The organism is Priestia sp. J2, from assembly GCF_020790095.1.
Classification (GTDB): Bacteria; Bacillota; Bacilli; order Bacillales; family Bacillaceae_H; genus Priestia; species Priestia zanthoxyli.
On record NZ_CP086208.1, the window covers coordinates 3038840 to 3062524 of the forward strand.

A 23685-nucleotide genomic window follows, 5' to 3' on the forward strand; every position below is an offset into this window, starting at 1 on the left:
GTTCCCCTTTTCATTTTAATCCAATCGGCAAATAATACGATTCGTTATCTGTAATTTGATTTCCAGCTCGAATTCCTACTGCACTTGCTTTTCCATTTAATAAAAAGCACCCGTACATGATATGAGCCTCTACTGTTTTCGTTTGCGTCTTCATTTTTGCAGTTGGCAAAGGAATAAACTGTTGATATACAGCCGTGTATTCTTGATATGTCTTATGCTGATCTTCGTCTATTTTGATTCCGTCTTCATTATAAATTTCAACGGTATCTCCCTCACGACCAAACGATGGTTTCTTCACAAATGCTTGTTTTCTTTCAATAAATGGATCTTCTTCTAAATACGTTGGTAAAAAGTATGTTTCAATAATGTGATGCTCTTCTTTAGTGAAGAAAGGATGATGTTGTTCATACAAAGCCCAAATGAGTGCTTGCACGGCTTTAGACTGCAGTAAAAATGCAGAAGGCGGATTGATTATGGCTACTTGTTTTTGCTGTGCCAATGTTAAAAGCATGTGTCCGACTTTTTCATGCGTACTCGGATCTTCATCTTCAATTAAATGTTCAAACGGATAAGTTTGGCGATAGAGTACGTCTATTTTTTGTCCATGTTGATCATACACGCCCGCTTCTATATGTTCACCTTCTTCAACTGTAGAGGCAGGGACAATTCGAAGCTGCGATAACGGAACGTATGTAGCATCTACACGGGCTAGCTTCATTAAATAAAGAGTGGTTAGCTTATCTTCTTCATGTGTATCATGAGAAGAAAAAACGACGTTTGGATAGTTCGTTCTATCGAGCTCGTTATAAGCTTCAAAAATGGCGTGTTTTAATGCTAAAGCAAGCTTTTTTTCTTCAAGCTTATTAGGGTTTTGAACCTGAAAATGCCGACAGACTAACTCATTTACATGAAATAATTCTTTGATGAATGTAGGCGTATCCGCATTTAGTTCTAAAAGCTTGATTTGATCAGCCGTAACAGCAAAATCAAGGCGTGAAATAACACTTTCTGTTTCCATCGTTTTCAGTCGCAGGTACGGTAAACTGGCTTTTGGAAATCCTAAAGAAAGAAGCGTCTGATCATCTAATGAACGAAGTAAAGGTGCCGTTTTAAAAAATAGTTCCCCGATTTGATTTGCTGCTTCTTTAATAGAATGAATGATGTGAGAAGACTCCATATGTACGTCATAAAGAGCATACTCTGTTCCATATAAGTCGTACCAAAAATCTTGAATTTCTTTATAAAACATTTCTCGCTTTTCTTTATGCATTACCCGCCAAAACCGCCTTTAGAGCCGCTCCCAATTCCAGATTTATACGAGCTGCTTGATTTAAATGACTTATAGGACGACGATGAGGTCAGCTGTTTTTTAGACCCGTAGTAGCGCCCTCCGTGATAATATGAACCGCTGTGCGAAGAAGAAGAATCTGAACAGTAGTACGTTTTCGTATCTTCATCCCATTTCCACTTGTCGCACGATTTATCTTTCGGTTTAGCCGGTCTTGCCTGATCAGTTGAACCACAGGCAACGAGCGATGTCATTAAAGCAGTGGTCAAAACCCCCGCCATCATTTTTTTTGTTTTGGACATTACGCCTTTCCCCTTTCATACGTTACGCCTGTTTTTGTTACATATAAACTGTATACGCTGCGATCTTCATCAATTTCCGCAGAGTCTCTTTCCCATTCCCATCCATTATAGTATGTATAAACTGTTCCGATATAGCTTAATACGTCCAAATGCGTATAAAATGAAGAGACGAATAAAACTGGATGTCCTCGAAGAGAATTTAATTCGCGGACTTCTAACGTAATCTCTCTGTGATCATCTTCTGCTTGCTCTTTCGGTCCATTTTCATGTTCTTTTACATAAACAATATGGATATCATCTTCGACTGCAGATGAAGTTTGTTTATACGTTACTCCTTCTTTAACAAAAAATTCGCATTCTCTTCTTGCTAAAATTTGTTCAAGTTCAATAGACTGATAGTGATAAATAGATACAAACGTATCGTCAGGCTTTAGCAGTCGGTATTCTAACTTTGCCATTGTGCAACTCCTTTTGTGACTTTTTTGTGAACGTTCTTTAATAAATACGCACAGATTTTCAAAAAGTTTCAATTTTTCTCATATTAAAAGGCTTAGCTTTAAATAAGCTAAACCTTTATTTTTTTATCACATCTGTCACAACTTCATAACCGCCTGTGTATGGGTCGAATACATATTCAAGCATGCCGTTTCCACGATTAACTTTGAATAGATACCTGTATTTTTTAGGGCTGTCTTTTGCTGGATATACGTATTTTCCTTTTTGGAACTGACTTAGCAAGAGCTGTTCTCTTTGCGCAAGCATTTTTTTTGCTTCATTATAACCATACAGCGGGAGATTTTTGGCATAGAGAACCGGTACGAATACAAGTACAACGACTGAAATCGTAATAAGCCCTTGTTTAAACCACCGCATAAACCTCTTTGGATTTCGCGAAAGTAACATCGTTATGACAATTACTATTAACAAAGGAACAATATATACTTGCACATACGGAATGTTTGCAAATACAGGTCGATTAATCAACAAGACAATTACTTCGATAGCTGCTACTAATACTAAAATAAAATAGACCACTTACTCTTCACACCTCGACGATTCAATGAATTTTATATGTGTTAGAAAGTATTCCCACTCATGAATGAACTCGTCTATTGTATCATAAGACGCAAAAAAAATATCTACGCTCGTCTATTTTACGGTATTCAGATACTAAAAGAGATTGAGACATAACAAAATCATCCCAATCTAAAGACGAGCATGAGATAAATACGCTAGTATGCTCCCTTGTTACACCGTTGTTGACTTCCGTGCAAGGCTTCGTTTTCCGAGGGCGACCACTTTTGCCGTGTCTCACATGTTCCGCTTTTTACGCGTAAGTCCTCGCCTTGCCCTCCGGCCAACAGCTAGAGGCCACTACATACATGAAACTGCCTTCACTCTAACCATAAAAAAATCTGAACACATTTGATTCTCTATACAGAATCAAACACGTTCAGATCTTTCTTTAACTAAGCTATTTTTATTCCATCCTTTTATTACGAAACTTCTACGTTTCGATTTTGATTATATTTTTTCCCTTGTAAAAATGAGTAAACGATTGCTGCTGCCCATACAATAAGGATAAATGCGTATACAGCTATCTGCGTTGAGCTGCTTGATACCCATGTATTTAAGAGTGTTCGAGCATTTGTTAAAATGATAAACCCACCAACAAGCGAACCAAGCAAGTGAGCCGGGATAATACGAACAAACCATGCAGCAATCGGAGCCGCGATAATTCCGCCAATCATAAGAGCGCCTACCCAGAACCAGTTTACCTGCTCCCAGCCAAGAGAAATTAAAAAGCCAAGTGTAGCCGAGACGGCAATAGCAAATTCACTTGTATCAACGGTTCCAACGACTTTCCGTGCTGTTGTGCCTTTTTTAGCTAGCAATACAGGCGTTGCAATCGGCCCCCAGCCGCCTCCTCCTGTAGCATCAGCAAATCCAGCAATTAATCCTAACGGAATGGACTGCTTCGTCGATAAAGGTTTGGTGCTCTTTTCTTCGTTTGTTTTCAACGTAAATAAAAAGCGAAATAACACATAAACTCCTAGGAGCAATAAGAATGTTGAAACGTAAGGTCTTACTGCATCTCCAGGTAAATTACTTAGAAAGCAGGCTCCTACAAAAGCCCCGATGGAACCAGGAATAATCAGTTTTAAAACCATCGATTTATCTACGTTGCCAAATTTAATATGTGAAACACCAGACGCTGCTGTTGTTACAACTTCTGCCAAGTGAACAGATGCCGAAGCCACAGCTGGTGCAATTCCAAACGTTAAAAGTAGGGTAGTTGATGTCACCCCGTACGCCATTCCAAGTGATCCGTCAATTAACTGAGCTAAAAAGCCAATAAGTGCAAACGTAATTAACTTTTTCATGTTGTCCCTCCACTTTAATCTTCTGTTAGAGAGCACAAAAAGGCCTCCAACAGTTGTTTGCTAGAAGCCTTCGGTATGTCCGATCAGCTGTCCGTTTTATAAATAAGTTGTTTATATTGTAATCCTAACTATTCCTAGAAGTCAACTGTGTTTTTAGTTTTTCTTTTAGTCTATGTATGCTGCTTGGTTATAGTATCAGTAAAATAAAATTCTTCTTGTTAAGTCAACAACATAAAAACGACCGCTCACTTAATAAGGGCGGTCATTTTTATGCATGTCTTGCCAGTGAGCTAGCACTTCAGGTGGTAAACTCACATCTTTATCTAATGACGTCACATCCATAGAAGTAGGCTCATCGCTATTTATCACTTTTTCTACCCAATCTGGCTGTACAACTAACGCTTGTTCAATCGTAATTAAAGCCAGACCTTGCTCAAAAGCTTCTGCGACTTCCGTTGCCGTAAGTCCTCCTGTACCCACAAGAGGGACCCGGTAATTGACGTGCTTAATGATCGAAGAAAGCAGTGAATGATTTTCTTCCCTTTTTGAGGTAGGTTCATGCAAAGCACTGATATGTAAATAATCAATTTCTGTATGAACAAGACGATCAATCCACTCAAATGTATCTTCCACTTTATTTCCTAAATAGCCTTTTTCTTTGGGCGCTAATGTATATCCCACAATAAATGGTTTGCCCGCATGTGCTGCTCGACGCGTCACTTCACGAATAACTTCAAGTGCAAAAGTGAAGCGGTTTTCTGCGCTTCCTCCATAAGAATCACTTCGTTCATTGGCTTGCCTTGACGTAAACTGCTGCAGTAAACATTCATTTCCTCCGTCAATTTCCACTCCATCAAACCCTGCTTCCATAGCTCTTGTGGTAGCTTCGCCAAACGCTTGAACAATATAAGTTATATCGCGCTCGGTCATTTGAACAGGCTTTTTTCCTTTACGTTTGTGAGGCTTTTCACTAGGGCTAATTGCTTGCCACTTACTTTCCATTTCTACGCACTTTCTTCCCCCGTGCGATAGTTGAAGAATCGCTTTAGCTCCTCTTCTATGAATCATTTGGGTTAGTTGATGAAGCTTTCGTATGACCTGATCACGATGAATTCCGATTTGACCATGTGCTACTTGGCCATTTTCTGTGATAAACGCGGGGCCGATAATTACCGTACTGACGCCCCCTACTCGTTTTTCGTAAAAAGTCAGATCGATATCGGATATTTCCCCGTTTTCTCGTGAAGCGTATGTGAGTATAGGTCCCATTGCTAATCGGTTTTTCATCTCAAGAGCATCAACAAATTTAAAATGTTTAAATAACTTTTCATAGGCCGTCTTCAATTGATTCACACCTTTTTTCCCTTAGCTTGCCCATCTATAAGCGGAGTAGACATAGGCATAAAAAAAGAAATACCTTTATCGGCATTTCTTTTTACGTTGTTTTTCTTATTTTTTTGACCGGATAAAATACAAATTCGCTTTTTCCGACAATTCGTTTTTCATCAATAAGACCTAGACCGTTGCGGCTATCCATACTGTACAGACGGTTGTCACCCATTACAAATACTTCGTTTTTAGGTATTTGTACGGGTTCAAAATCTCCCGTAAGCTCCATATCCATGTTGTTGGCAATTTGACGATTCGTTTTTAAATAAGGTTCACTTACTTTTTTATCATCAATATAAAGCTGATCTTTTTTCATTTCGATTTTTTCACCTGGCAGACCGATTACTCTTTTTACATAATGCTTATTCTTAGCCTCATCTTTAATAATCACAATATCTCCGCGGCGAATATCATGGAGCGAATACGACAGTTTATTCACGAACAACCGCTCTCCGTTATGCAGCGTTGGGTTCATTGAAGCGCCTTCTACAATATACGGAGAAAATAAAAATGCGCGAATCATAAATACTAGAGCGATAGCGAAGATAATAGTTTTGAATATGCTGCGTAATTGATCGCTTTTTGTTTTTTCCGTAGTCAATATGCTTTGTCTCCTTTGTACAGCTCACTTTTCTTATGTAAAAAAGCAAGAAACCTCTTACTTTAACACTTATTCTAACTTAACCATAGAAAGAACTGAAATCAAATGTTTTATGTTATGTAAAAAAAGAACCTCTAACAAATGTTAGAGGCTTACATTACGCAAGTTTCGTCTTTACATCTCTTATTATAACATTAATTATATAAAAAAAGACTACCTTTTATGTAAAAATTATGTTTTTTACGCAAACTTAACTAAATCTTCACATTTAAAGGCGTTTCTCCATGTATAAAAATTTGGGAGATACAATACTCTATAATCTCTCTTCGCCGCACGAGTCCAATAAAAATGTTTTGATCATCTACAACTGGCACAAAATTTTGTTCAGACGCGCGTGACAAAATACTTTCCATTTCGTCGTTAATGGTGATAGCTTCGTAATCGCGATGTCTTGGAACCTCCTCAATTCGTAGGTGTTCTAACTCATGGAGTTCTATATGTTCTAAGCTTTTTAGCTTCCATAACAAGTCTCCTTCTGTCAAAGTCCCTACATATTCTCCTTTTTGATTAATAAGCGGCACAGAAGAGTAGCGATGATACTCCATTTTCTCCAATGCTTGACGGATTGTTGACCGTGTCGATAGGGTAACCACTTCTTTTTTAGGAAGTAAAAAGAACGCAATATTCACTCATATTCTCCTTTTGTTATATATGCATTTTATTTTTGTTGTTTTGCTGAATCTGAAACAATATGAATATCGATGTTATGAGTCTGTCGCATAATTGTATTCACAATAGAGCCTTTTCGAATCTCTTCCCATCTTGTCCTCGCTGATTGCCCTAGTAAGATTTGAGTAACGCGATACTGCTTGGCTACGTTCACAATCACTGCAGCTGGTTTTTGCTTTTTAGCTTCTTCAACAATTAGCGATGCGTGGAAACGGTCAGCGAATGCCTGCCACTGTTTGATTTGTGTTTTCTCCCTCTCAGTCTGATCGCCTTTAAAAACATGGAGCAGCAGCAAATCTGCTTTCAATCGGTTCGCCATTCTCCAGCCTCTTCGAATCAATTTTTCAGCTGTTTCACTGTATTGAATGCACACTAAAATGCGTTCGCAAATACCTGTTACACCAATTTCATGGGAATGAATGAGCTTACCGTCCACTTCATCCGCTATTTCTCTGAGCGTTAATTCACGAAGGGCATGGAGATTTGCGAGCTTAAAAAAAGACTGCAGGCTTTGTTCAATTTTATGGACTTCGTATATTTTGCCTTCACGAAGACGCTTTTGCAGCTGTTCCGGTGTAACGTCGACAAGTTGAATTTCATCTGCTTGCTGAATAAATAAATCTGGCACCGTTTCACGAACTTTTACTTGGGTAACAGCATATACGAGGTCATGTACGCTTTCCATATGCTGAATGTTCATTGCTGACATAACTGAAATACCTTGGTTGAGCAGGTAAGAAACATCTTCAAAACGTTTTTTATGGCGGCTTGTCGGTACATTTGTATGAGCGAGTTCATCGATAAGGACAACTTTTGGCCGCCTTCTTACAATCGCCAGTAAATCAAGTTCTTGTAATTCTTTTCCTTTATAAAAAACGGTTTCTCTTTGGATTACTTCTAGATTTCCAATCATCGCCTTAGTCTCATTCCTGCCGTGTGTTTCTACATATCCAACTACGACATCTACGCCTTCTTTGACTAAGTCATGCGCATCTTGAAGCATTTTATAAGTCTTCCCTACTCCCGGTGCGGCACCGATGTAGAGTTTAAGCTTTCCGCGCTTCTGATCATGAAGTTCACGCAATAGTTCTTCCGGAGTTTTTCTTCGAAAGTATGGATGAGCTTCTTTTTCTTTCATTGTTCGTGCTCCTTTATCACACTCGCTTCAGTGCATGAAGCGAGTGCGTGTAATTAGCGTTCTCGTTGAACAGCTAAATTTAGCTCTACTACATTTACTCGTTTTTCACCAAAAGCCCCTTGCTGAGTATGTTCTTTGATTAACTCTTTTAGCGTCTGGGTTTTAATATGGGCTGCTTTTGCCACGCGCTCTACTTGTGCATATGCAGCTTGTGGCGTAATATCCGGATCGAGTCCAGAAGCCGAATTCGTGACGGCATCAATCGGAATCCCTTCTTTTGGTACCTCGTTTTCTTTTTTCCACGCCGCTACGGATTTCTCGATACGATTCGTAAGGTCTTTATTTGAAGGTGCTAAATTCAACGAGCCAGACCCTGCCCCGTTATAATCAATACTAGAAACTCTGCCGTGAAAAAATGCATTGCTTGTAAACTGCTGCCCAATCAGCTTAGAACCGATAACTTGATGATTGTTTGAATAGATTAGGCTGCCGTTTGCTTTACTTGGAACAGCTGTTTGAGCAATACCTGTCATCATAACAGGATAAATAAGACCACAAAGTATCATCATCATAATCGTTAAGCGAACAATAATGCTTCCCGTTCGTTCTGTTTGTATCATCGTTTCTTCTCCTCTACATCACAAATGAAAGTAATAAGTCAATCGCTTTAATCCCAATGAATGGAACTAATACCCCACCTAATCCGTAAATGAACAAATTTTTTCGCAGCAGTGCGTTAGAACTCATCGGCTTATAGGCAATTCCCTTCATGGCTAAGGGAATTAACAGCGGGATAATGACCGCATTAAAAATAAGCGCTGACAATACAGCAGATAGAGGTGAATTCAGCTTCATTACGTTAAGAGCCTCCATTTGCGGAATCGCCAAGGTAAACATCGCTGGAATAATCGCGAAATACTTAGCAATATCGTTTGCGATGCTGAATGTAGTTAAGGCACCCCTTGTCATTAATAGCTGTTTTCCGATTGAAACGACTTCAATGATTTTAGTGGGATCCGAATCCAAGTCCACCATATTTGCTGCTTCTTTAGCAGCTGAGGTTCCGCTGTTCATTGCTAAACCAACGTCAGCTTGAGCAAGTGCAGGGGCATCATTTGTTCCGTCACCTGTCATCGCAACTAGCTTGCCTTGCTGCTGTTCGTATTTAATGACTTGAATCTTGTCTTCTGGCTTGCATTCCGCGATAAATTCATCTACTCCAGCTTCTTTTGCAATAGTTGCTGCGGTTAGCGGATTATCTCCTGTGCACATGACTGTTTTAATGCCCATTTTACGAAGTTCATCAAAGCGTTCTTTCATTCCTGGTTTTACCGTGTCTTTTAAATAAATCAAGCCATAAATTTTATCATCGGCGGCGACGGCAAGCGGCGTGCCACCAGCTCCTGCAATTTCGTTCGCTTTTTGCTGTAAATCAGAGGGAACCTTCCCGCCATTTGACTCTACCCATGCCGTGACGGCGTCCACTGCTCCTTTTCGTACAGATACATTCTGTAAGTCAATGCCGCTCATTCGCGTTTCAGCTTTGAATTCTACAAACGTTCCCTGCGTTTTTCTAAGGTCTTCTACTCCCATGCGAGTTTGGATAAAATCAACCACCGAGCGTCCTTCTGGTGTTTCGTCGTAAAGAGAAGAAACAAACGCCCATTTGTACAGTTCACGTTCGTCTACGCCTTCTACAGTCGTTAACTGATGAGCCATTCGGTTTCCAAACGTAATGGTGCCGGTTTTATCTAAAATAATTGTATTGATGTCACCAGCTGCTTCTACTGCTTTTCCTGACATAGCAATCACGTTAAACTGCGTGACTCGATCCATTCCAGCAATTCCAATGGCCGATAATAATCCTCCAATCGTCGTAGGAATAAGGCAGACGAGCAGTGAAATTAAAATAGCCGTGTCGAGTTGAAAATGTAAATAGTTTGTAAAGACAGGAAGCGTCACAACAACTAGTAAAAAAATAATCGTCAAACTTGTCAAAACCGTGTTTAGCGCAATTTCATTTGGCGTTTTTTGACGCTCTGCTCCTTCAACAAGCGAAATCATTTTATCTAAAAACGATTCACCTTGCTCACACGTAATTTTAATTGTAATTTCATCGCTGACAACTCTTGTACCTCCAGTTACAGAGTTAAAATCCCCGCCTGCTTCTTTCATAACAGGTGCCGATTCACCCGTAATAGCCGATTCATCAACAGACGCCAGTCCTTTAATAATTTCTCCATCTCCAGGAATCATTTCGCCTTGTGAAACGACGACGATATCTCCTTTTTTTAGTTGCGATGCCGAAACTTGTATCATTTGCCCGTTTTGAAGCTGATTAGCTGTAATATCGCCTTTAGATTTCTTTAATGAGTTTGCCTGTGCTTTTCCTCGACCTTCTGCTAATGCTTCTGCAAAATTAGCAAAAACAATGGTAAAAAATAACACGAGAGATACGGCAACATTAAATCCTGTGCTTACTGTACTTTCTCCGAAAAGGTCCGGAACAACGGCTAAAAAAAGCGTAATTATAAACCCGATTTCTACTACGAACATGATAGGGTTTTTTATCATCGTTCTTGGGCTGAGCTTGATAAAAGCCTGCTTTACTGATTGAATAAAAATCGATGAAGCTTGTGTATCCACAGAACCTTGAATATGACTGTTGCGATCCAATTCAATATTATTTGCAAAATTCCGTTTATTCATTATGATCCTCCGCTTTCTTGATTACAGTGTTAAATACTCAGCAACCGGCCCAAGCACAAGCACTGGGAAAAACGTAAGTGCTCCTACAATAACGGTAGTTCCAATTAAAATGCCGCTAAATAAAGACGTATCTGTTTTAAATGTCCCAGGTGTTTCGGGAACAAGCTGTTTGGATGCTAGTGAGCTCGATACCGCCAGCATCGTAATTAGTCCGAAGTAGCGTCCAATATACATAACGATTCCCGTTGAAATGTTCCAAAACGGCGTTGCATCACCGAGTCCTTCAAAGCCGGATCCATTGTTTGCTGCTGACGACGTAAATTCATACAGTGCCTGACTTAACCCGTGAAAGCCTGGATTTGATATACCTTCTATTCCTAAATGAGTGGTAAGTGCTACAGCTGTTCCTCCTAAAATTAGCAGCGGTTGCAAAATAAGCGTCACGGCGATTAGCTTCATTTCTTTTCCTTCAATTTTTTTACCTACGTATTCTGGTGTTCTTCCAACCATTAAACCTGATAAAAATACGGCGATAATGACGTACATCATGACATTCATAAATCCTGCTCCGACACCGCCGAATACGGTATTTAACATCATATTTCCAAGCGTTAACAACCCGGTAAGAGGCGTAAGAGTATCGTGCATGGTGTTGACTGCACCTGTTTCACTTGCTGTCGTCACGATGGCGTAAAGCGTCGACATGCCGACACCAAAACGGACTTCTTTCCCTTCCATATAACCGTTCGCTTCGTTCAAATGAAAAGCATCAAGTCTTGGATTGCCACCCCACTCTGTTACGAACGCTGTGCTTAAAATAACGATAAACAGCATACTCATCGCTACAAACAAAATGCGGCCTTGCTTACGCTTTCCGATCATTTTTCCGTATGTGAAAGGAAGTGCTGTTGGCAATAAAAGCATAAGGACGATTTGTAATACATTGCTCAACGCGTTAGGATTTTCAAATGGATGAGCTGAATTGACACCAAAAAATCCCCCTCCGTTGTTTCCTAGCTCTTTAATTGAAAGAAAAGAAGCAACTGGTCCCCTTGCTATTTGCTGTGTTGCCCCTTCTATTGTATGGGCAGTAACCGTTCCGCTTAACGTTTGAGGGACACCTAAAAACATAAATAAAATGCCTGTTATAAAAGCGATAGGAAGTAAAATACGCGTAATTGACTTTACAAAATCAACAAAAAAGTTTCCCATTTCTTTCCCTGCCAGCCCACGAATAAAAGCGATTGCTACTGCAAGTGCCGTTGCTGGTGCAGCAAACATCATAAATACAATGGCGGCCATCTGCGAGAAATAGGACAATCCTGATTCGCCGCTGTAGTGCTGCAAGTTCGTATTTGTCATAAAACTAATGGCCGTGTTAAAAGCAAGTGCCGGATCCATTCCTTTGATGTGGCTTGGGTTAAACGGCAGTACCCCTTGAAACCGGAAGATAAGGTACACCACAAAAATCATAAACGTATTCGCCAAAACAAGAGCAAATGCATATTGCTTCCACGTCTGATTAAGCCCTTTAATTCCTGCTGCTTTAAACATCACCGTTTCTATCTTTCCTATCAAGCTAGTGTTTTTATCGTTTGAAAACACATTCGCTATATAAATACCTACGGGCTTTGCAATAAGCGCTACAAAAATAAGCAGCAGCGCAACTGATAGTAGAAAAATCCCCACTTTTTATTCCTCCGCTTATTAAAATTGTTCTGGATTTAACAGTACATATACTAAATAAATTAAAACGAGAACTGAAATACCTGACAAAATGAACGACATGTTCACTTCTCCTCTCTGTCGTCTACTACATGAGACGACCAGCGAATAATTCCGTACATAGCAGTCGCTAATAAGGCAAGCGTTCCAAGCATCATCATATCCAAGTTGCTTCCTCCTAACTGTTTCCTGACAAAAATGATAGCTTCTAAGTTTAGTGACGGTTTCTTTTCATAAAGCATCACGTCCAAAAAAGCTAACCGCGAGACGTGATGCTATTTTTTTCCACTAAAAAACCGCAGAAGAGAGTTCTCTTCCGCGGTTTAATGCACGACAAATAAGCCGTGATTGACACGAATTTTTTACTCCCAAAACGCTTACGGAGTTAGCTGTCGGATTCGGGTTATGGAAGTAACCCTACTCAGTTAAGAGATTCACCCCTAGTACATACGTACAAAATATTGGGTCCCCCGCTCATAATTGATTAAGCGTATATTTGTTATTTAATTTTTAGACTTAATGATGACTTTTACTGCTGCGTTTAAAACTTTGATTAGCTAACGTAGACAAATAGCGGTTTGCTAGATCAAAAGATTGCTGGTCGCACATTGCCCGATATTCAATCATTTGAATCATTTGCTTAGATAAATGCATCCTGACGCTCCTTTCACCTATATTTTGAAAGGAGCGTACTATCCGCTGTTATAGAAAACGACCACGATTACACCATCCTCTCTCTTAACGCTTACGAAGTTAGCTGACGGGTTCGGGTCAAGAAAGTAACCCTACTCAATTAAGAGATTCACCCCTGATAATTGGGTCCTCCGCTCTTTCCTTCTCTTTCAGAAAAGACTCAGCGTTTCACAGTGGAACGTTTTATGAGAGTAATCTTACTCCTGTTAAAATTTACTGTCAACAACATTTTTTGAAATTTTAAAAGCTTTATTTTTCTATATTTATTCATTATTTTAAAATAATAATTTCAGAAGAAAAAAAGCGTTCTTATCGAGGAGATAAGAACGCTTTTTTTAGCTCATTTTCTCAATTTCATTTACAAGAATTGAAATAGCATCCGTTTTTGTTGCTTCACGCATTGTACGCTTCATTGTACTTGCCTGCTGCTGAAGCTCACTTACTTCACGTAAAAACAATTCTTTTGTTAACTGTTCTTCTTCTACAACCATACAGTAGCCTTTTTTCTTAAAAGATTGTGCATTTAAAATTTGATCTCCGCGACTCTGTGCTTTTGATAAAGGAATAATCATCATCGGTTTATGAAGAGCTAAAAACTCAAAAATGGCATTGGATCCACCGCGTGTAATCACATAATCAGTTGCCGCTAGAACATCAGGAAGCTGTTCGTTTACGTATTCTAACTGACGGTATCCTGACTCTTTTTCAAGGCTTGTATCAATATTGCCTTTTCCGCAAAGGTGTACAATTTGGAATTTCTTTTGCAGTTCAGGCAAAGACTCTCGAACGATTTCATTAATACGGCGTGCTCCTAAACTTCCGCCCATAATCGTTAAAATGGGGCGCTTATCATAAAAGCGTAGCCAGCTTTCCCCGTTCGCTGCGCTTCCGCTAAATAGCTCTTTTCGAATAGGTGAACCAACAACCTGCACTTTTTCTTTTGGAAAGTAGTTTGCGGCTTCATCAAAAGAAGTAAAAATTTTAGTGGCAAATTTCTGCGCAATTTTATTTGCCAGTCCCGGTGTTAAATCACTTTCATGAATGAACACGGGAATGTTTAAAGATTTAGCAGCCATTACCACAGGAACTGTGACGAAACCGCCTTTTGAAAAAACAAGAGAAGGCTTTAGTTTTTTCAGCACGCGACGTGCATCGCCAACCCCTTTTGCTACTCGAAATACATCTTTTACATTTTCCATATCTACATATCGACGCAGCTTCCCGCTTGAAATCGCATGATATGGAACGTTTAATTTTGTAATTAATTCTTTCTCAATACCATTGTGAGAACCGACATAATGGATATCCCATTTTTCACTGTCTAATTCTTTCATGATGGCAATGTTTGGCGTTACGTGCCCCGCTGTTCCGCCTCCGGTAAAAACGATAACTTGCTTACTCATTTTTTCTTCCTCTCTTTGCATCACTTAATCGATCTGTTTTGACATCAATTTTTATCTAATCTTTTTAGCATGCAATCTGACATGTAAAACGATGGTTTTATTATAGCATTTTTCTTTTTACATATGTATGATAAGGCGTATAAAAGCATGCTATACTTTTCATAAGGAGTGATGATAATGAACAAATCTGTACCTGCAGTAAAAGGTGACACAGTGGATTCCGAAACGCGCTGTACGCACTATCATACGGATAAAGATATTATCGCAATAAAATTTTATTGCTGTCATACATATTATCCATGCTATCAATGTCATAACGCACATGCGGATCACGACATTAAAAGATGGCCAACATCTATGTTTAATGAAAAAGCTATTCTTTGCGGAGTATGTAAACATGAGCTCTCAATTAATGAATATTTAACCTGTAACTCGACTTGCCCTCACTGTCGTTCTTCTTTTAATCCCGGATGCAGCCTGCATGGACACATTTATTTTGAACAAAAAAGCTGAACAAAACATCGTTCAGCTTTTAAAATAATTGCTCATCTATATTGATAATGGAAGGAAGCAGACCTGGGAACAGTTCCTCAAGTTCTTCTAAACGCAAGGAATAATAGTGCTGCGTACCTTCTATACGTAGTTTGATAATTCCAGCTTCGCGAAGTACTTTAATATGATGTGATAGCGTTGATTTTGATACATTTAATTTTTGATAATACGAACAGGTCTGCTCCTTTCTTGTCGCTAAACACTGTACAATTCGCAGCCGGTTAGGATCACTCAACGCATGTAAAATAGGCGTTAATTTAATTTCAGATTTCGGTGGTTGATAAGGTTTTCTCATGCTTAAAATATAACACAGCTTCTTTTGTGTATCAATGTTCGATAACTTTCGAACTAAATTCCTTGCACTGTTATTTAATCGGTGTTATAGTTTCATTGTTCGATGATATTCGAACTTATCTTCATTTTAATCGTAAATTGAATGAAAGATTAAAAACAAAACAAATAATATAAAGCACCATCATTATTAAAGGAGGAATCATCCATGATTCATTTACAAGCTTCAATGAAAGTTAACCCAGCAAAAAGAGAAGAATTTTTAGAAAACGTACAAGAACTAATTAAGCATTCTTTACAAGAAGAAGGAAACAGCAACTATCAACTATTTGAAGATGCTTTTACACCTAACACATTTATGATGATTGAAGAGTGGAAAAGCGAAGAAGCAATTCAAGCACACAATAAATCAGCTCATTTCCAAAGTTTTGTAGCATTTGCTCAAACTGGCGTACTTGTAGCACCTTTAGATGTAAAAACATTACAAGGCTAAAAATAACTTCTTTGAAAGGATGACGCATCATGAATGAAGCAATTCGTACAATTCAAGATCATCGTTCTATCCGTCAATATACAGACGAAGCAGTAAGCGACGAGCATTTAGATACAATTATTCAATCTGCTCAGTCAGCCGCTTCTTCTATTAACGGACAGCAAGTAACTATTATTAGCGTCCAAGATAAAGAAAAGAAGAAAAAGCTTTCAGAGCTTGCGGGCAACCAAGCGTGGATTGACCAAGCTCCTCTATTTTTAATCTTTTGTGCAGATTTTAATCGTGCTAAGATTGCAGCTGAGCTTAACGATGCGCCTCTTGGCGTAACCGATGGGCTTGAGTCAATTTTAGTGGGGGCAACCGATGCTGGAATTTCTTTAGAAGCAGCAACAGTTGCAGCAGAGTCACTCGGTTTAGGTACAGTACCAATCGGCGGAATTCGCAGAAAGCCACTAGAAGTCATTGAACTCCTAGATTTACCGGCATACGTATTCCCAGTAAGCGGTCTTGTCATTGGACATCCGGCAGATCATTCTGCGAAAAAGCCTCGATTACCACAAGCTGCTGTGCACCATCGTGAAAGCTATAATCATGACTTAAAGTCATTGATTCAAGACTATGATGCTGAAATGGCAGAGTATATGAAAAAGAGAACAAACGGTGCAGATGACCGCAACTGGTCACAAACTGTATCCGCTATTTACAAAACCATTTATTATCCAGAAGTTCGAGCGATGCTTGAAAAACAAGGATTTAAATTCGAATGATCAAAAGCTGCGATGTTCATCGCAGCTTTTTTTATCTACTTTAACAGCGTCTTGAATAGACTAAAAGTAATACTCGATAAATGAGGTGTTTGGATGGAGTTTATTTTAATTTGTAATTTTCTTTTAGGTGCAACGGCAGCGTTTTTATTGGTGCCGGCTTTTACAAAAAAGAACACCCTTCACGTGACTTTGCTGTCTCTCCTTTTCCTCCTTTCAATTGTTCCAACCTTTCTTCTCGCTAATCCACATATCGGCGTTTTACCTTGGGCTATTCGAGACGGTCTTCTATTGTTTTCCGCTTTCCTTTTCTTTTATCTAACCTTCACTTTAAGCAGATGGAAAACACTTTTGTTTTTTCTTCTCCTTTTACTGTCAATTGCTCCTCTTGCCTACGTCGTATATGATGACTTCACGCATACGTATATAGATGCCAATATCGGACTTGGCCTAGGCTTTTTATTGACGTGGCTCTTAACAACCTTGTACAATATTTTGGCTATTCTTCGATTTTTCCGTCAGAAATCTCAGTAAACACGTTAAAAGTTAACAAACAAACGAATAGTTGATTTTATTTAGTATACGCTAACAACTGCACAGTCCTTCTCTTTACATAAAGCTGTGTATACTAAAAAAGGAGTGATACTTGATGAAACGACTATTCGTAATGGTAGCAGTGATTGCCTTCTTGGCACTTAGCCGCATGTTAGTATTTGCCGCTGAAACACCTCCTGCTGCAGATGAGCGACCAGCTCAAAATGCAGAAGTTCGTATCGTTCATGCTTCACCAGATGCTCCAGCTGTAGACATTTTTGTGGATGACAAAGCTTTAGTAGAAGGAGCAAAGTTTAAAGATGTCTCCAACTCCCTGCCTTTGTCAGCTGGTTCTCATAAAGTAGAAGTATACGAAGCGAAGACAAAAGGAACAAAAGATTCCATCATCGAAGCTACCCTTGTTGTAGACGGTGGAAAATCGTATACAGTAGCCGCTGTAAATAAAGCCGAAAATCTTGAACTGCAGGCTTTTACGAATAATAAGCAAGGGATGGATGGAAAAGCAAGCTTACGTGTTGCTCATTTATCTCCTGATGCTCCTGCGGTAAACGTAGGTCCTAAAGGGGCTGCTCCTTTATTTAAAGATCTGTCTTTTAAAAGCATTTCAGGTTATCAAGTAGTAAATCCGGGTTCGTATGATTTATCTGTTTCCACAGCAGACGGAAAAGAAATACTAAGTCTTCCTGGAACAAATCTTCAAAGCGGTAAAAACTATACGGTTCTCGCAGTAAATACTGCTGATAAGCTTGAGACCATTGTTTTACAAGATAATTAATTAAAAAAACGTCATTTCAATTGAAATGACGTTTTTTTATAGACTGCGCTGAATGAATTCTTCTTTTTTGTACTCATAGGTAGAAATATCGTTCCACAATCGTTTTGAAAGCTCGTATTTCATACCTTCATATTTTTTTCTAGCACGTTCGCTCGAGCGTAACTGCTCCCTGAAATTAATTCGTTCATTCCAATAAGGTGATTCACTGACCGTTACGTACACATGACTTCTTCTAGCATCATGTGGAATGAGCTTACGGGCATTTTTAGCTGTCATAATTGGAGGGTAGTGTGCAGCTGGAACGCCTTCTTTTAATAAGACGAACATCTCCTTTTCCGCTACGTATACGTGAGATTTATTTTTTAATATAGCGCGCACTTCATTTATGTCTTCTTCGCGTTTGACGCCGATTAAAATATCAACGATTGGTGAACCTGCCAATCCTGGAACGGACGTGCTTCCAATATGTTCGATGTCTACTGAAAAATCTTTTAGTGTATTAAGTAACGCTTCTTTTTCCATTTGATACAAAAGCGACCACTTTGTTTCATACTGAACAATCTTTCGCATATCAGTTTCCACCCTTTCACTTTTTTATACTGTACCATGTTTTAAAATAAAAAGAAAGAATTTTCTAACTATTTACTTTTTGTTTATGCTATGAGCTTTTCCATCGATATAGACAGGCTTTATATTATTTTATATATTTTTGTTATTTTTATTCTGAATGTTTCATAATTGTGGATGTTTCCTCCTCCAAAAGATAGATACTCTTTTATTTGCTATCTCTCCTCTATCATATTCACATTCAGCTGCTTTATACTATTTTACATTTTTTCTAGTATAAAACATGTCCTCAAAACATCGGTGAACAAAGGGCTAAAGACCTTTATATGCCCTTGACATCCCTACATTTCACCTTTGATATAATTATATTTTACATTAATGTAAAATTTTATCGTTAAGGATGGCAGATAGTTCAAATTCATTATACAATTGAAATTCGACATATAGTATGATGGATAATATCGGCATTATGAGATAATAGTAGATTTAACTCAAAATTTTGGGCTATTTGCCGATATATGCTTTGTATACTAATTAACTTATGTTGAAATTTGTAATTTGCAAGGAGGAAAAAATGAATAAAAAACATGTCATGTACACAGCCGTTTCTTCTGTTCTTTTAAGCTCTTCATTGCTTTTGCATTCGATTGACGCAGATGCAGCTGAATCGGCCAAAGTAACTGCTACATCGTTAAATGTACGTGCAACGCCTAGTACAAGCGGCGCTATCGTTGGAAAAGTAACGAAGGGAAACACCGTTAATATAGTAGATGAAAGCAAGGGATGGGCTAAAATTACGTATAACGGTAAAGAAGCTTGGATTTCATCTCAATACATAAACAAAACACAAACAAACAGTACGTCTACGGCAAATTCGACATCCAAGTCAGCCGTTGTTAACGCCAGTTCATTAAATGTTCGCTCTTCTGCGAGCACAAGCGCGTCTATCGTGACGAACTTATCCCGAGGTTCCAAAGTAACGGTGGTAAAAGAAAGCGGATCCTGGTCACAGATTAAAACAGCATCAGGTCAAACGGGCTGGGTAGCGAGTCAGTACCTACAAGCAGGATCCGGTTCTTCTACACCGCCTAGTAACTCGGGTTCTACAACATCCAAGTCAGCTGTTGTTAACGCTAGCTCATTAAATGTTCGCTCTTCTGCGAGCACAAGCGCGTCTATCGTGACGAACTTATCCCGGGGTTCCAAAGTAACGGTGGTAAAAGAAAGCGGATCCTGGTCACAGATTAAAACAGCATCAGGTCAAACGGGCTGGGTAGCGAGTCAGTACCTACAAGCAGGATCCGGTTCTTCTACACCGCCTAGTAACTCGGGTTCTACAACATCCAAGTCAGCTGTTGTTAACGCTAGCTCATTAAATGTTCGCTCTTCTGCGAGCACAAGCGCGTCTATCGTGACGAACTTATCCCGGGGTTCCAAAGTAACGGTGGTAAAAGAAAGCGGATCCTGGTCACAGATTAAAACAGCATCAGGTCAAACGGGCTGGGTAGCGAGTCAGTACCTACAAGCAGGATCCGGTTCTTCTACACCGCCTAGTAACTCGGGTTCTACAACATCCAAGTCAGCTGTTGTTAACGCTAGCTCATTAAATGTTCGCTCTTCTGCGAGCACAAGCGCGTCTATCGTGACGAACTTATCCCGGGGTTCCAAAGTAACGGTGGTAAAAGAGAGCGGATCCTGGTCACAGATTAAAACAGCAAGTGGTCAAACGGGCTGGGTGGCAAGTCAGTACCTACAAGCAGGCTCTGCTTCTTCTGCGCCAGCTAAAGATTCTGGATCCACGTCATCTAAGTCAGCGGTCGTTAACGCCAGTTCATTAAACGTTCGTTCTTCTGCAAGCACAAGCGCATCGGTCGTAACAAACTTACCGCGCAATTCAAAAGTAATGGTTTTAAAAGAAAGCGGATCTTGGTCTCAGATTAAAACGGCAAGCGGCCAAACGGGCTGGGTAGCAAGTCAGTATTTACAAGCTAATTCTGGACAGTCTTCACAACCAGCCCAGTCGATTCAAATTACAAAAGCTTCAAATTTGCGCAGTCAGCCGAGCTTAAGTGCGGGAATTATTCGTGTAGCAAAAGCAGGCGAACGATTCAAAAAAGTAGGCGAAACGAATGACTGGGTGCAAATTCAGTACTCTGCAAGTCAAACAGCATGGGTGTCAAAAGGGTTAACAGCTGCGGCTGGTTCTACAACTTCAGCTAGTTTGCCTTCCCCATCTGCTGCTTTAAAAGATAAAATTATTGTGGTAGACGCTGGGCACGGCGGATATGACCCTGGCACTTCAGGCAAGTCATCGATTGAGAAAAACCTAGCGTTAACAACCGCAAAACTTGTGGCAAGCCGCTTAGCTAATGCCGGAGCAAATGTATTTATGACGCGTTCAAACGATACTTTTATTTCACTGAGCGGACGTGTGAACGTTAGTGAAGCAAAGCATGCAGATGCATTTATCAGCGTTCACTATAACGCTTCTACTTCATCTTCTGCAAACGGCATCGCATCATTTTATTACAGTGAAGCTAAAGATAAAGAATTAGCAAAATACATTCAAGAAAGCATGGCTGAAAATGCGCCTTCTATGAAGGATATGGGGGTTCGTTTTGGAGATTATTATGTTACTCGAGAAAACAACCAGCGTGCTGTACTTCTTGAATTAGGCTTTTTATCAAATGCTCACGATGAGCAAATTGTTTCTTCTAATGCGTATCAGCAGCAAATATCTACAGGTATTTATCAAGGAATTGCTCGATACTTTGCAGCTAATAAATAATAAAAGCCCTCATTATGAGGGCTTTTATACTACCAGCTTGCTTTTTTAACACCTGGGATTTGTCCTTTGTAGGCCAATTCCCTAAAAGCAATGCGTGACATTTCAAATTTTCTAAGATAGCCTCGAGGGCGACCGGTAACGCGGCAGCGATTATTTAAGCGCGTTGGTGAAGAATCTCTAGGCAATTTTTTTAACGCTTCGTAATCTCCTTTTTCCTTCAACTCTTGGCGCAATTGCGCATATTTCGCTACTATCTCTTGGCGCTTTTGTTCTTTTACAACTTTTGATTTTTTAGCCAAACTCTTTGTCATCCTTTCGCTTTATCAATTTTTATTTGAAATACGTAATCATTACGATTTAATTATTTTGAGCAAATTACTTTTTAAATTTAATCATATTTTCTTCATTTTTTCAACTTGTTTGCTTCCACGCTTACATGTATCCTCTCTCCTAAACTGCTGTATAAACATAAATAAAATTGTATGTCAAATGTAATTAATTCCTTCATCTCCTATATCATACAAAGAGCCCTACATATTCCATTTTGTAGGAGGATTTGTATTTACAGATAATATTTCAATAATATTACAGTTCATTTACATATTAATAACTTCGACAAATTTAGCGGTTATCTAGTATATAATCATCTTAGAAATTCCAAAAATAATATTTTGTGTACTCAATAAAATATAAAAGTAAAGGTGATTAAAAAATGAAATCGACTGGTATTGTAAGAAAAGTAGATGATTTAGGTCGTATCGTAATTCCTAAAGAGTTAAGACGTGTTCTTGAAATAGATGTAAAAGATCCTGTTGAAATTTTTGTCGAAACAGATCGAATTATTTTAAAGAAATATGAGCCGAACGGTGCTTGTGCGATTACTGGTGAAGTATCTTCTGACAACGTAACAATCGCAGATGGCAAATTAACTTTAAGCCGCGAAGGTATGGAGTTATTACTTGAAGAGTTAAAACAACGTAATTTCTAATAAAAAGAAAAACAGTTGCATGTAAGCAGCTGTTTTTCTTTTTATTAAAGTTTTTTCTTCGCTTTCTGATTTTCAGATGCTATACTCAGAAGCGAATACATAATAAAGGAGCCTTTTATCATGACAGTTGAACAAATGACTCATCACTTTTTAGCACATCGAAACGTAACTAATGAATTAATCAACAAAATTGAAGCAGGTCACTACGAATACAAGCCTGCCCCGACATCTATGTCAGCTTTTGACTTATCTACGCATATTTTAACATCCTTTTATGCATTTGCATCAGTGGTAAAATCCGGTGATTTATCTCCACTTGGTCAAAAAGCTGATTTTGGCGGTAAGTCATTATCGGACCTTGCAGCTGAATATACGAACAAAACAGTAGACGTATTACGCTCACTTAGCGAAGATGACTTAAACAAGACCATTGACGCAACTGCAGCGTTTGGAAGAAAGCTTCCTGGAAGACAGCTTTTACAAATGGCCATTGACCATGAAATTCATCATAAAGGAAATTTATACGTCTACGTACGTGAGATGGGTCATACAGATCTTCCTCTATTTGTTCAGTTCGGTTAATGGTTATAAAATAGTTCGACTTGTAAGCGCCCAAGCTAGAAGTTTGGTGCGCTTTTTCTTTGGAGTTTTCGGCATAATAAGTAAGATATATGGTATAATTCTATCAATAACTTCATATCTACTATTCAAAGCTTGTTTCTTCTTATAAAACGATCGTCATCATCTTTTACAAAGGAGGAATCACTTCATGAGTCAAACTGTTAATCAACAAAAAATTGCTCAAGTGTATCATCTTCCGTTTGTTTCTTCATTTGGAGGAAGTGCTATGAACCTTCTTTCTCCTCAAGCTGGCGAACATATTTTAGATATTGGCTGTGGCACTGGCGAATTTATTTCGCAGCTCAATAAGCTTCATGTCCGTGCAACGGGTATCGATTGCTCTGAAAATATGATTGAACAGGCTCGTCATCAGTACCCGACTCTATCCTTTGAACAGTTAAACGCCCTTAACCTTCCTTATTACGAACAATTTGACGCAGTTTTTTCCAATGCAACTTTACACGATATCCGTCCCCCTCACCTTGTCATTAAAAACATTTACAATGCTTTAAAACCAAATGGCCGATTTGTAGCAGAATTTTGGGGAAAAGGAAACATGGACGAAATTTTCACAGAAATCATTCGTCAATTTAAAACGTTTGATATCCCTTATAACGATGTAGATTTCCCATGGTACTTCCCTTCTGTAGCTGAATATTCTTCTCTTTTGGAATCACAGAATTTTCAAGTCACCACGGCCATACACTACAGCCGGCCCCTCTTGTTAAAAGGGGAAAACGGCTTGCGTAATTGGCTCGAAACAAATGCAGCCCCTCTTTTTGCTCACGTGACGACAGAAACTAAAAATGTCCTCATTACGCGCTTAGAAAATCGAATGCAAGACAAACTATTTCAAAACGGATCTTGGCTAGCAGAAGCTAAACATATACGTGTACATGCTGTAAAACGAGATTAAAAAATGGACGTGAT

The 23685-nt window shown here is 39.0% G+C and carries 27 protein-coding genes and 2 riboswitches; of the genes, 9 read left to right on the forward strand and 18 right to left on the reverse strand.

Annotated features, from left to right (window positions below):
• Nucleotides 1-10 precede the first annotated feature (10 nt).
• The 15 genes from LJY09_RS15395 to LJY09_RS15460 all read right to left on the reverse strand — a co-directional run bounded on the left by LJY09_RS15395 (nucleotide 11) and on the right by LJY09_RS15460 (nucleotide 14361).
• On the reverse strand, nucleotides 11-1270 hold the full coding sequence (locus tag LJY09_RS15395) for a glutathionylspermidine synthase family protein (protein ID WP_098113294.1): 1260 nt from the start codon (nucleotides 1268-1270) through the stop codon (nucleotides 11-13).
• Complete coding sequence (locus LJY09_RS15400; protein WP_028412772.1) at nucleotides 1270-1590, reverse strand: hypothetical protein; 321 nt, start codon at nucleotides 1588-1590, stop codon at nucleotides 1270-1272. Before LJY09_RS15400 ends, LJY09_RS15395 begins: the two co-directional genes overlap by 1 nt.
• Complete coding sequence (locus tag LJY09_RS15405) at nucleotides 1590-2048, reverse strand: hypothetical protein (protein ID WP_028412771.1); 459 nt, start codon at nucleotides 2046-2048, stop codon at nucleotides 1590-1592. Before LJY09_RS15405 ends, LJY09_RS15400 begins: the two co-directional genes overlap by 1 nt.
• 115 nt (nucleotides 2049-2163) lie before the next feature.
• Nucleotides 2164-2625 (reverse strand): hypothetical protein, encoded by a 462-nt coding sequence (locus LJY09_RS15410; RefSeq protein ID WP_013083806.1) that lies wholly within the window; start codon nucleotides 2623-2625, stop codon nucleotides 2164-2166.
• A gap of 461 nt (nucleotides 2626-3086) precedes the next feature.
• The gene (locus LJY09_RS15415; protein ID WP_028412770.1) at nucleotides 3087-3974 is read right to left on the reverse strand and encodes a sulfite exporter TauE/SafE family protein; all 888 of its coding nucleotides are present in this window, start codon (nucleotides 3972-3974) and stop codon (nucleotides 3087-3089) included.
• A 249-nt stretch (nucleotides 3975-4223) separates the two neighbouring features.
• Nucleotides 4224-5327 carry an oxidoreductase gene (locus LJY09_RS15420; RefSeq protein ID WP_223546159.1) on the reverse strand — a complete coding sequence of 368 codons (1104 nt, stop codon included), beginning with the start codon at nucleotides 5325-5327 and terminating at the stop codon, nucleotides 4224-4226.
• An 82-nt stretch (nucleotides 5328-5409) separates the two neighbouring features.
• Nucleotides 5410-5964, reverse strand: a complete 555-nt coding sequence (lepB, locus tag LJY09_RS15425; RefSeq protein ID WP_028412768.1) for a signal peptidase I — start codon at nucleotides 5962-5964, stop codon at nucleotides 5410-5412.
• 254 nt (nucleotides 5965-6218) lie between these two features.
• The gene (locus tag LJY09_RS15430) at nucleotides 6219-6653 is read right to left on the reverse strand and encodes a CBS domain-containing protein (RefSeq protein WP_099000320.1); all 435 of its coding nucleotides are present in this window, start codon (nucleotides 6651-6653) and stop codon (nucleotides 6219-6221) included.
• A gap of 29 nt (nucleotides 6654-6682) precedes the next feature.
• A complete protein-coding gene (gene kdpDN / locus LJY09_RS15435) occupies nucleotides 6683-7831 on the reverse strand; it encodes a KdpD-like non-kinase potassium sensor (RefSeq protein WP_099000321.1) in 1149 nt (382 codons plus the stop codon).
• Nucleotides 7832-7884: 53 nt separating this feature from the next.
• Nucleotides 7885-8451, reverse strand: coding sequence for a potassium-transporting ATPase subunit KdpC (gene kdpC, locus LJY09_RS15440; protein WP_154973704.1), 567 nt, complete (start codon nucleotides 8449-8451; stop codon nucleotides 7885-7887).
• A 13-nt stretch (nucleotides 8452-8464) separates the two neighbouring features.
• Entirely contained in the window at nucleotides 8465-10540 is a 2076-nt protein-coding gene (gene kdpB / locus LJY09_RS15445) for a potassium-transporting ATPase subunit KdpB (protein WP_099000322.1), read from the reverse strand.
• Between the two features lie 21 nt (nucleotides 10541-10561).
• Nucleotides 10562-12223 (reverse strand): potassium-transporting ATPase subunit KdpA, encoded by a 1662-nt coding sequence (gene kdpA / locus LJY09_RS15450; protein WP_228307785.1) that lies wholly within the window; start codon nucleotides 12221-12223, stop codon nucleotides 10562-10564.
• 24 nt (nucleotides 12224-12247) lie between these two features.
• Complete coding sequence (gene kdpF, locus LJY09_RS27845) at nucleotides 12248-12328, reverse strand: K(+)-transporting ATPase subunit F (protein ID WP_099000324.1); 81 nt, start codon at nucleotides 12326-12328, stop codon at nucleotides 12248-12250.
• Nucleotides 12329-12625: 297 nt separating this feature from the next.
• Nucleotides 12626-12766, reverse strand: a riboswitch (cyclic di-AMP (ydaO/yuaA leader).
• Nucleotides 12767-12781: 15 nt separating this feature from the next.
• Nucleotides 12782-12919 (reverse strand): hypothetical protein, encoded by a 138-nt coding sequence (locus LJY09_RS15455; protein ID WP_014459426.1) that lies wholly within the window; start codon nucleotides 12917-12919, stop codon nucleotides 12782-12784.
• Nucleotides 12920-12991: 72 nt separating this feature from the next.
• Nucleotides 12992-13134, reverse strand: a riboswitch (cyclic di-AMP (ydaO/yuaA leader).
• Nucleotides 13135-13293: 159 nt separating this feature from the next.
• Nucleotides 13294-14361, reverse strand: a complete 1068-nt coding sequence (locus LJY09_RS15460) for an undecaprenyldiphospho-muramoylpentapeptide beta-N-acetylglucosaminyltransferase (protein ID WP_028412762.1) — start codon at nucleotides 14359-14361, stop codon at nucleotides 13294-13296.
• 177 nt (nucleotides 14362-14538) lie between these two features.
• Between LJY09_RS15460 and LJY09_RS15465 the strand changes: the two genes are divergently transcribed.
• Complete coding sequence (locus tag LJY09_RS15465; RefSeq protein WP_028412761.1) at nucleotides 14539-14874, forward strand: CHY zinc finger protein; 336 nt, start codon at nucleotides 14539-14541, stop codon at nucleotides 14872-14874.
• Nucleotides 14875-14893: 19 nt separating this feature from the next.
• Here the strand turns inward: LJY09_RS15465 and LJY09_RS15470 are convergent, their stop codons facing one another.
• Nucleotides 14894-15208 carry an ArsR/SmtB family transcription factor gene (locus LJY09_RS15470; RefSeq protein WP_013083811.1) on the reverse strand — a complete coding sequence of 105 codons (315 nt, stop codon included), beginning with the start codon at nucleotides 15206-15208 and terminating at the stop codon, nucleotides 14894-14896.
• Between the two features lie 204 nt (nucleotides 15209-15412).
• On the opposite strand from LJY09_RS15470, the gene LJY09_RS15475 reads away from it, so the two are divergent.
• The 4 genes from LJY09_RS15475 to LJY09_RS15490 all read left to right on the forward strand — a co-directional run bounded on the left by LJY09_RS15475 (nucleotide 15413) and on the right by LJY09_RS15490 (nucleotide 17791).
• Nucleotides 15413-15697, forward strand: a complete 285-nt coding sequence (locus LJY09_RS15475; RefSeq protein WP_013057729.1) for a putative quinol monooxygenase — start codon at nucleotides 15413-15415, stop codon at nucleotides 15695-15697.
• A 29-nt stretch (nucleotides 15698-15726) separates the two neighbouring features.
• Nucleotides 15727-16464 (forward strand): oxygen-insensitive NADPH nitroreductase, encoded by a 738-nt coding sequence (nfsA, locus tag LJY09_RS15480; RefSeq protein ID WP_099000325.1) that lies wholly within the window; start codon nucleotides 15727-15729, stop codon nucleotides 16462-16464.
• Nucleotides 16465-16557: 93 nt separating this feature from the next.
• Nucleotides 16558-16995 carry a hypothetical protein gene (locus LJY09_RS15485; protein WP_033580605.1) on the forward strand — a complete coding sequence of 146 codons (438 nt, stop codon included), beginning with the start codon at nucleotides 16558-16560 and terminating at the stop codon, nucleotides 16993-16995.
• 115 nt (nucleotides 16996-17110) lie between these two features.
• The gene (locus LJY09_RS15490) at nucleotides 17111-17791 is read left to right on the forward strand and encodes a DUF4397 domain-containing protein (RefSeq protein ID WP_033580604.1); all 681 of its coding nucleotides are present in this window, start codon (nucleotides 17111-17113) and stop codon (nucleotides 17789-17791) included.
• Between the two features lie 36 nt (nucleotides 17792-17827).
• Here the strand turns inward: LJY09_RS15490 and LJY09_RS15495 are convergent, their stop codons facing one another.
• A complete protein-coding gene (locus tag LJY09_RS15495; RefSeq protein WP_028412757.1) occupies nucleotides 17828-18361 on the reverse strand; it encodes a GrpB family protein in 534 nt (177 codons plus the stop codon).
• Nucleotides 18362-18932: 571 nt separating this feature from the next.
• On the opposite strand from LJY09_RS15495, the gene LJY09_RS15500 reads away from it, so the two are divergent.
• Nucleotides 18933-21146 carry an N-acetylmuramoyl-L-alanine amidase family protein gene (locus tag LJY09_RS15500; protein WP_228307319.1) on the forward strand — a complete coding sequence of 738 codons (2214 nt, stop codon included), beginning with the start codon at nucleotides 18933-18935 and terminating at the stop codon, nucleotides 21144-21146.
• A gap of 29 nt (nucleotides 21147-21175) precedes the next feature.
• On the opposite strand, the gene rpsN is transcribed toward LJY09_RS15500, so the two are convergent.
• The gene (rpsN, locus tag LJY09_RS15505) at nucleotides 21176-21445 is read right to left on the reverse strand and encodes a 30S ribosomal protein S14 (RefSeq protein ID WP_028414364.1); all 270 of its coding nucleotides are present in this window, start codon (nucleotides 21443-21445) and stop codon (nucleotides 21176-21178) included.
• Between the two features lie 413 nt (nucleotides 21446-21858).
• On the opposite strand from rpsN, the gene LJY09_RS15510 reads away from it, so the two are divergent.
• The 3 genes from LJY09_RS15510 to LJY09_RS15520 all read left to right on the forward strand — a co-directional run bounded on the left by LJY09_RS15510 (nucleotide 21859) and on the right by LJY09_RS15520 (nucleotide 23671).
• On the forward strand, nucleotides 21859-22134 hold the full coding sequence (locus tag LJY09_RS15510) for an AbrB/MazE/SpoVT family DNA-binding domain-containing protein (RefSeq protein WP_013057736.1): 276 nt from the start codon (nucleotides 21859-21861) through the stop codon (nucleotides 22132-22134).
• 120 nt (nucleotides 22135-22254) lie between these two features.
• Nucleotides 22255-22716: a DinB family protein gene (locus LJY09_RS15515; RefSeq protein WP_028414365.1), complete on the forward strand. Its 462-nt coding sequence runs from the start codon at nucleotides 22255-22257 to the stop codon at nucleotides 22714-22716.
• Nucleotides 22717-22903: 187 nt separating this feature from the next.
• Nucleotides 22904-23671 carry a class I SAM-dependent methyltransferase gene (locus LJY09_RS15520; protein WP_028414366.1) on the forward strand — a complete coding sequence of 256 codons (768 nt, stop codon included), beginning with the start codon at nucleotides 22904-22906 and terminating at the stop codon, nucleotides 23669-23671.
• Nucleotides 23672-23685: the final 14 nt, after the last annotated feature.

Excerpts from the sequence above, each read along its gene's own strand:
- LJY09_RS15485 (WP_033580605.1), top strand. The coding sequence starts at position 16,558 with ATGGAGTTTATTTTAATTTGTAATTTTCTTTTAGGTGCAACGGCAGCG.
- LJY09_RS15415 (WP_028412770.1), bottom strand. The coding sequence starts at position 3,974 with ATGAAAAAGTTAATTACGTTTGCACTTATTGGCTTTTTAGCTCAGTTA.
- LJY09_RS15405 (WP_028412771.1), bottom strand. The coding sequence starts at position 2,048 with ATGGCAAAGTTAGAATACCGACTGCTAAAGCCTGACGATACGTTTGTA.
- kdpB (WP_099000322.1), bottom strand. The coding sequence starts at position 10,540 with ATGAATAAACGGAATTTTGCAAATAATATTGAATTGGATCGCAACAGT.
- LJY09_RS15395 (WP_098113294.1), bottom strand. The coding sequence starts at position 1,270 with ATGCATAAAGAAAAGCGAGAAATGTTTTATAAAGAAATTCAAGATTTT.
- LJY09_RS15515 (WP_028414365.1), top strand. The coding sequence starts at position 22,255 with ATGACAGTTGAACAAATGACTCATCACTTTTTAGCACATCGAAACGTA.
- kdpC (WP_154973704.1), bottom strand. The coding sequence starts at position 8,451 with ATGATACAAACAGAACGAACGGGAAGCATTATTGTTCGCTTAACGATT.
- kdpF (WP_099000324.1), bottom strand. The coding sequence starts at position 12,328 with ATGTCGTTCATTTTGTCAGGTATTTCAGTTCTCGTTTTAATTTATTTA.
- LJY09_RS15400 (WP_028412772.1), bottom strand. The coding sequence starts at position 1,590 with ATGTCCAAAACAAAAAAAATGATGGCGGGGGTTTTGACCACTGCTTTA.
- LJY09_RS15460 (WP_028412762.1), bottom strand. The coding sequence starts at position 14,361 with ATGAGTAAGCAAGTTATCGTTTTTACCGGAGGCGGAACAGCGGGGCAC.
- nfsA (WP_099000325.1), top strand. The coding sequence starts at position 15,727 with ATGAATGAAGCAATTCGTACAATTCAAGATCATCGTTCTATCCGTCAA.
- LJY09_RS15455 (WP_014459426.1), bottom strand. The coding sequence starts at position 12,919 with ATGCATTTATCTAAGCAAATGATTCAAATGATTGAATATCGGGCAATG.
- LJY09_RS15500 (WP_228307319.1), top strand. The coding sequence starts at position 18,933 with ATGAATAAAAAACATGTCATGTACACAGCCGTTTCTTCTGTTCTTTTA.
- kdpDN (WP_099000321.1), bottom strand. The coding sequence starts at position 7,831 with ATGAAAGAAAAAGAAGCTCATCCATACTTTCGAAGAAAAACTCCGGAA.
- LJY09_RS15510 (WP_013057736.1), top strand. The coding sequence starts at position 21,859 with ATGAAATCGACTGGTATTGTAAGAAAAGTAGATGATTTAGGTCGTATC.
- LJY09_RS15495 (WP_028412757.1), bottom strand. The coding sequence starts at position 18,361 with ATGCGAAAGATTGTTCAGTATGAAACAAAGTGGTCGCTTTTGTATCAA.
- LJY09_RS15490 (WP_033580604.1), top strand. The coding sequence starts at position 17,111 with ATGAAACGACTATTCGTAATGGTAGCAGTGATTGCCTTCTTGGCACTT.
- LJY09_RS15465 (WP_028412761.1), top strand. The coding sequence starts at position 14,539 with ATGAACAAATCTGTACCTGCAGTAAAAGGTGACACAGTGGATTCCGAA.
- LJY09_RS15520 (WP_028414366.1), top strand. The coding sequence starts at position 22,904 with ATGAGTCAAACTGTTAATCAACAAAAAATTGCTCAAGTGTATCATCTT.
- LJY09_RS15475 (WP_013057729.1), top strand. The coding sequence starts at position 15,413 with ATGATTCATTTACAAGCTTCAATGAAAGTTAACCCAGCAAAAAGAGAA.
- LJY09_RS15470 (WP_013083811.1), bottom strand. The coding sequence starts at position 15,208 with ATGAGAAAACCTTATCAACCACCGAAATCTGAAATTAAATTAACGCCT.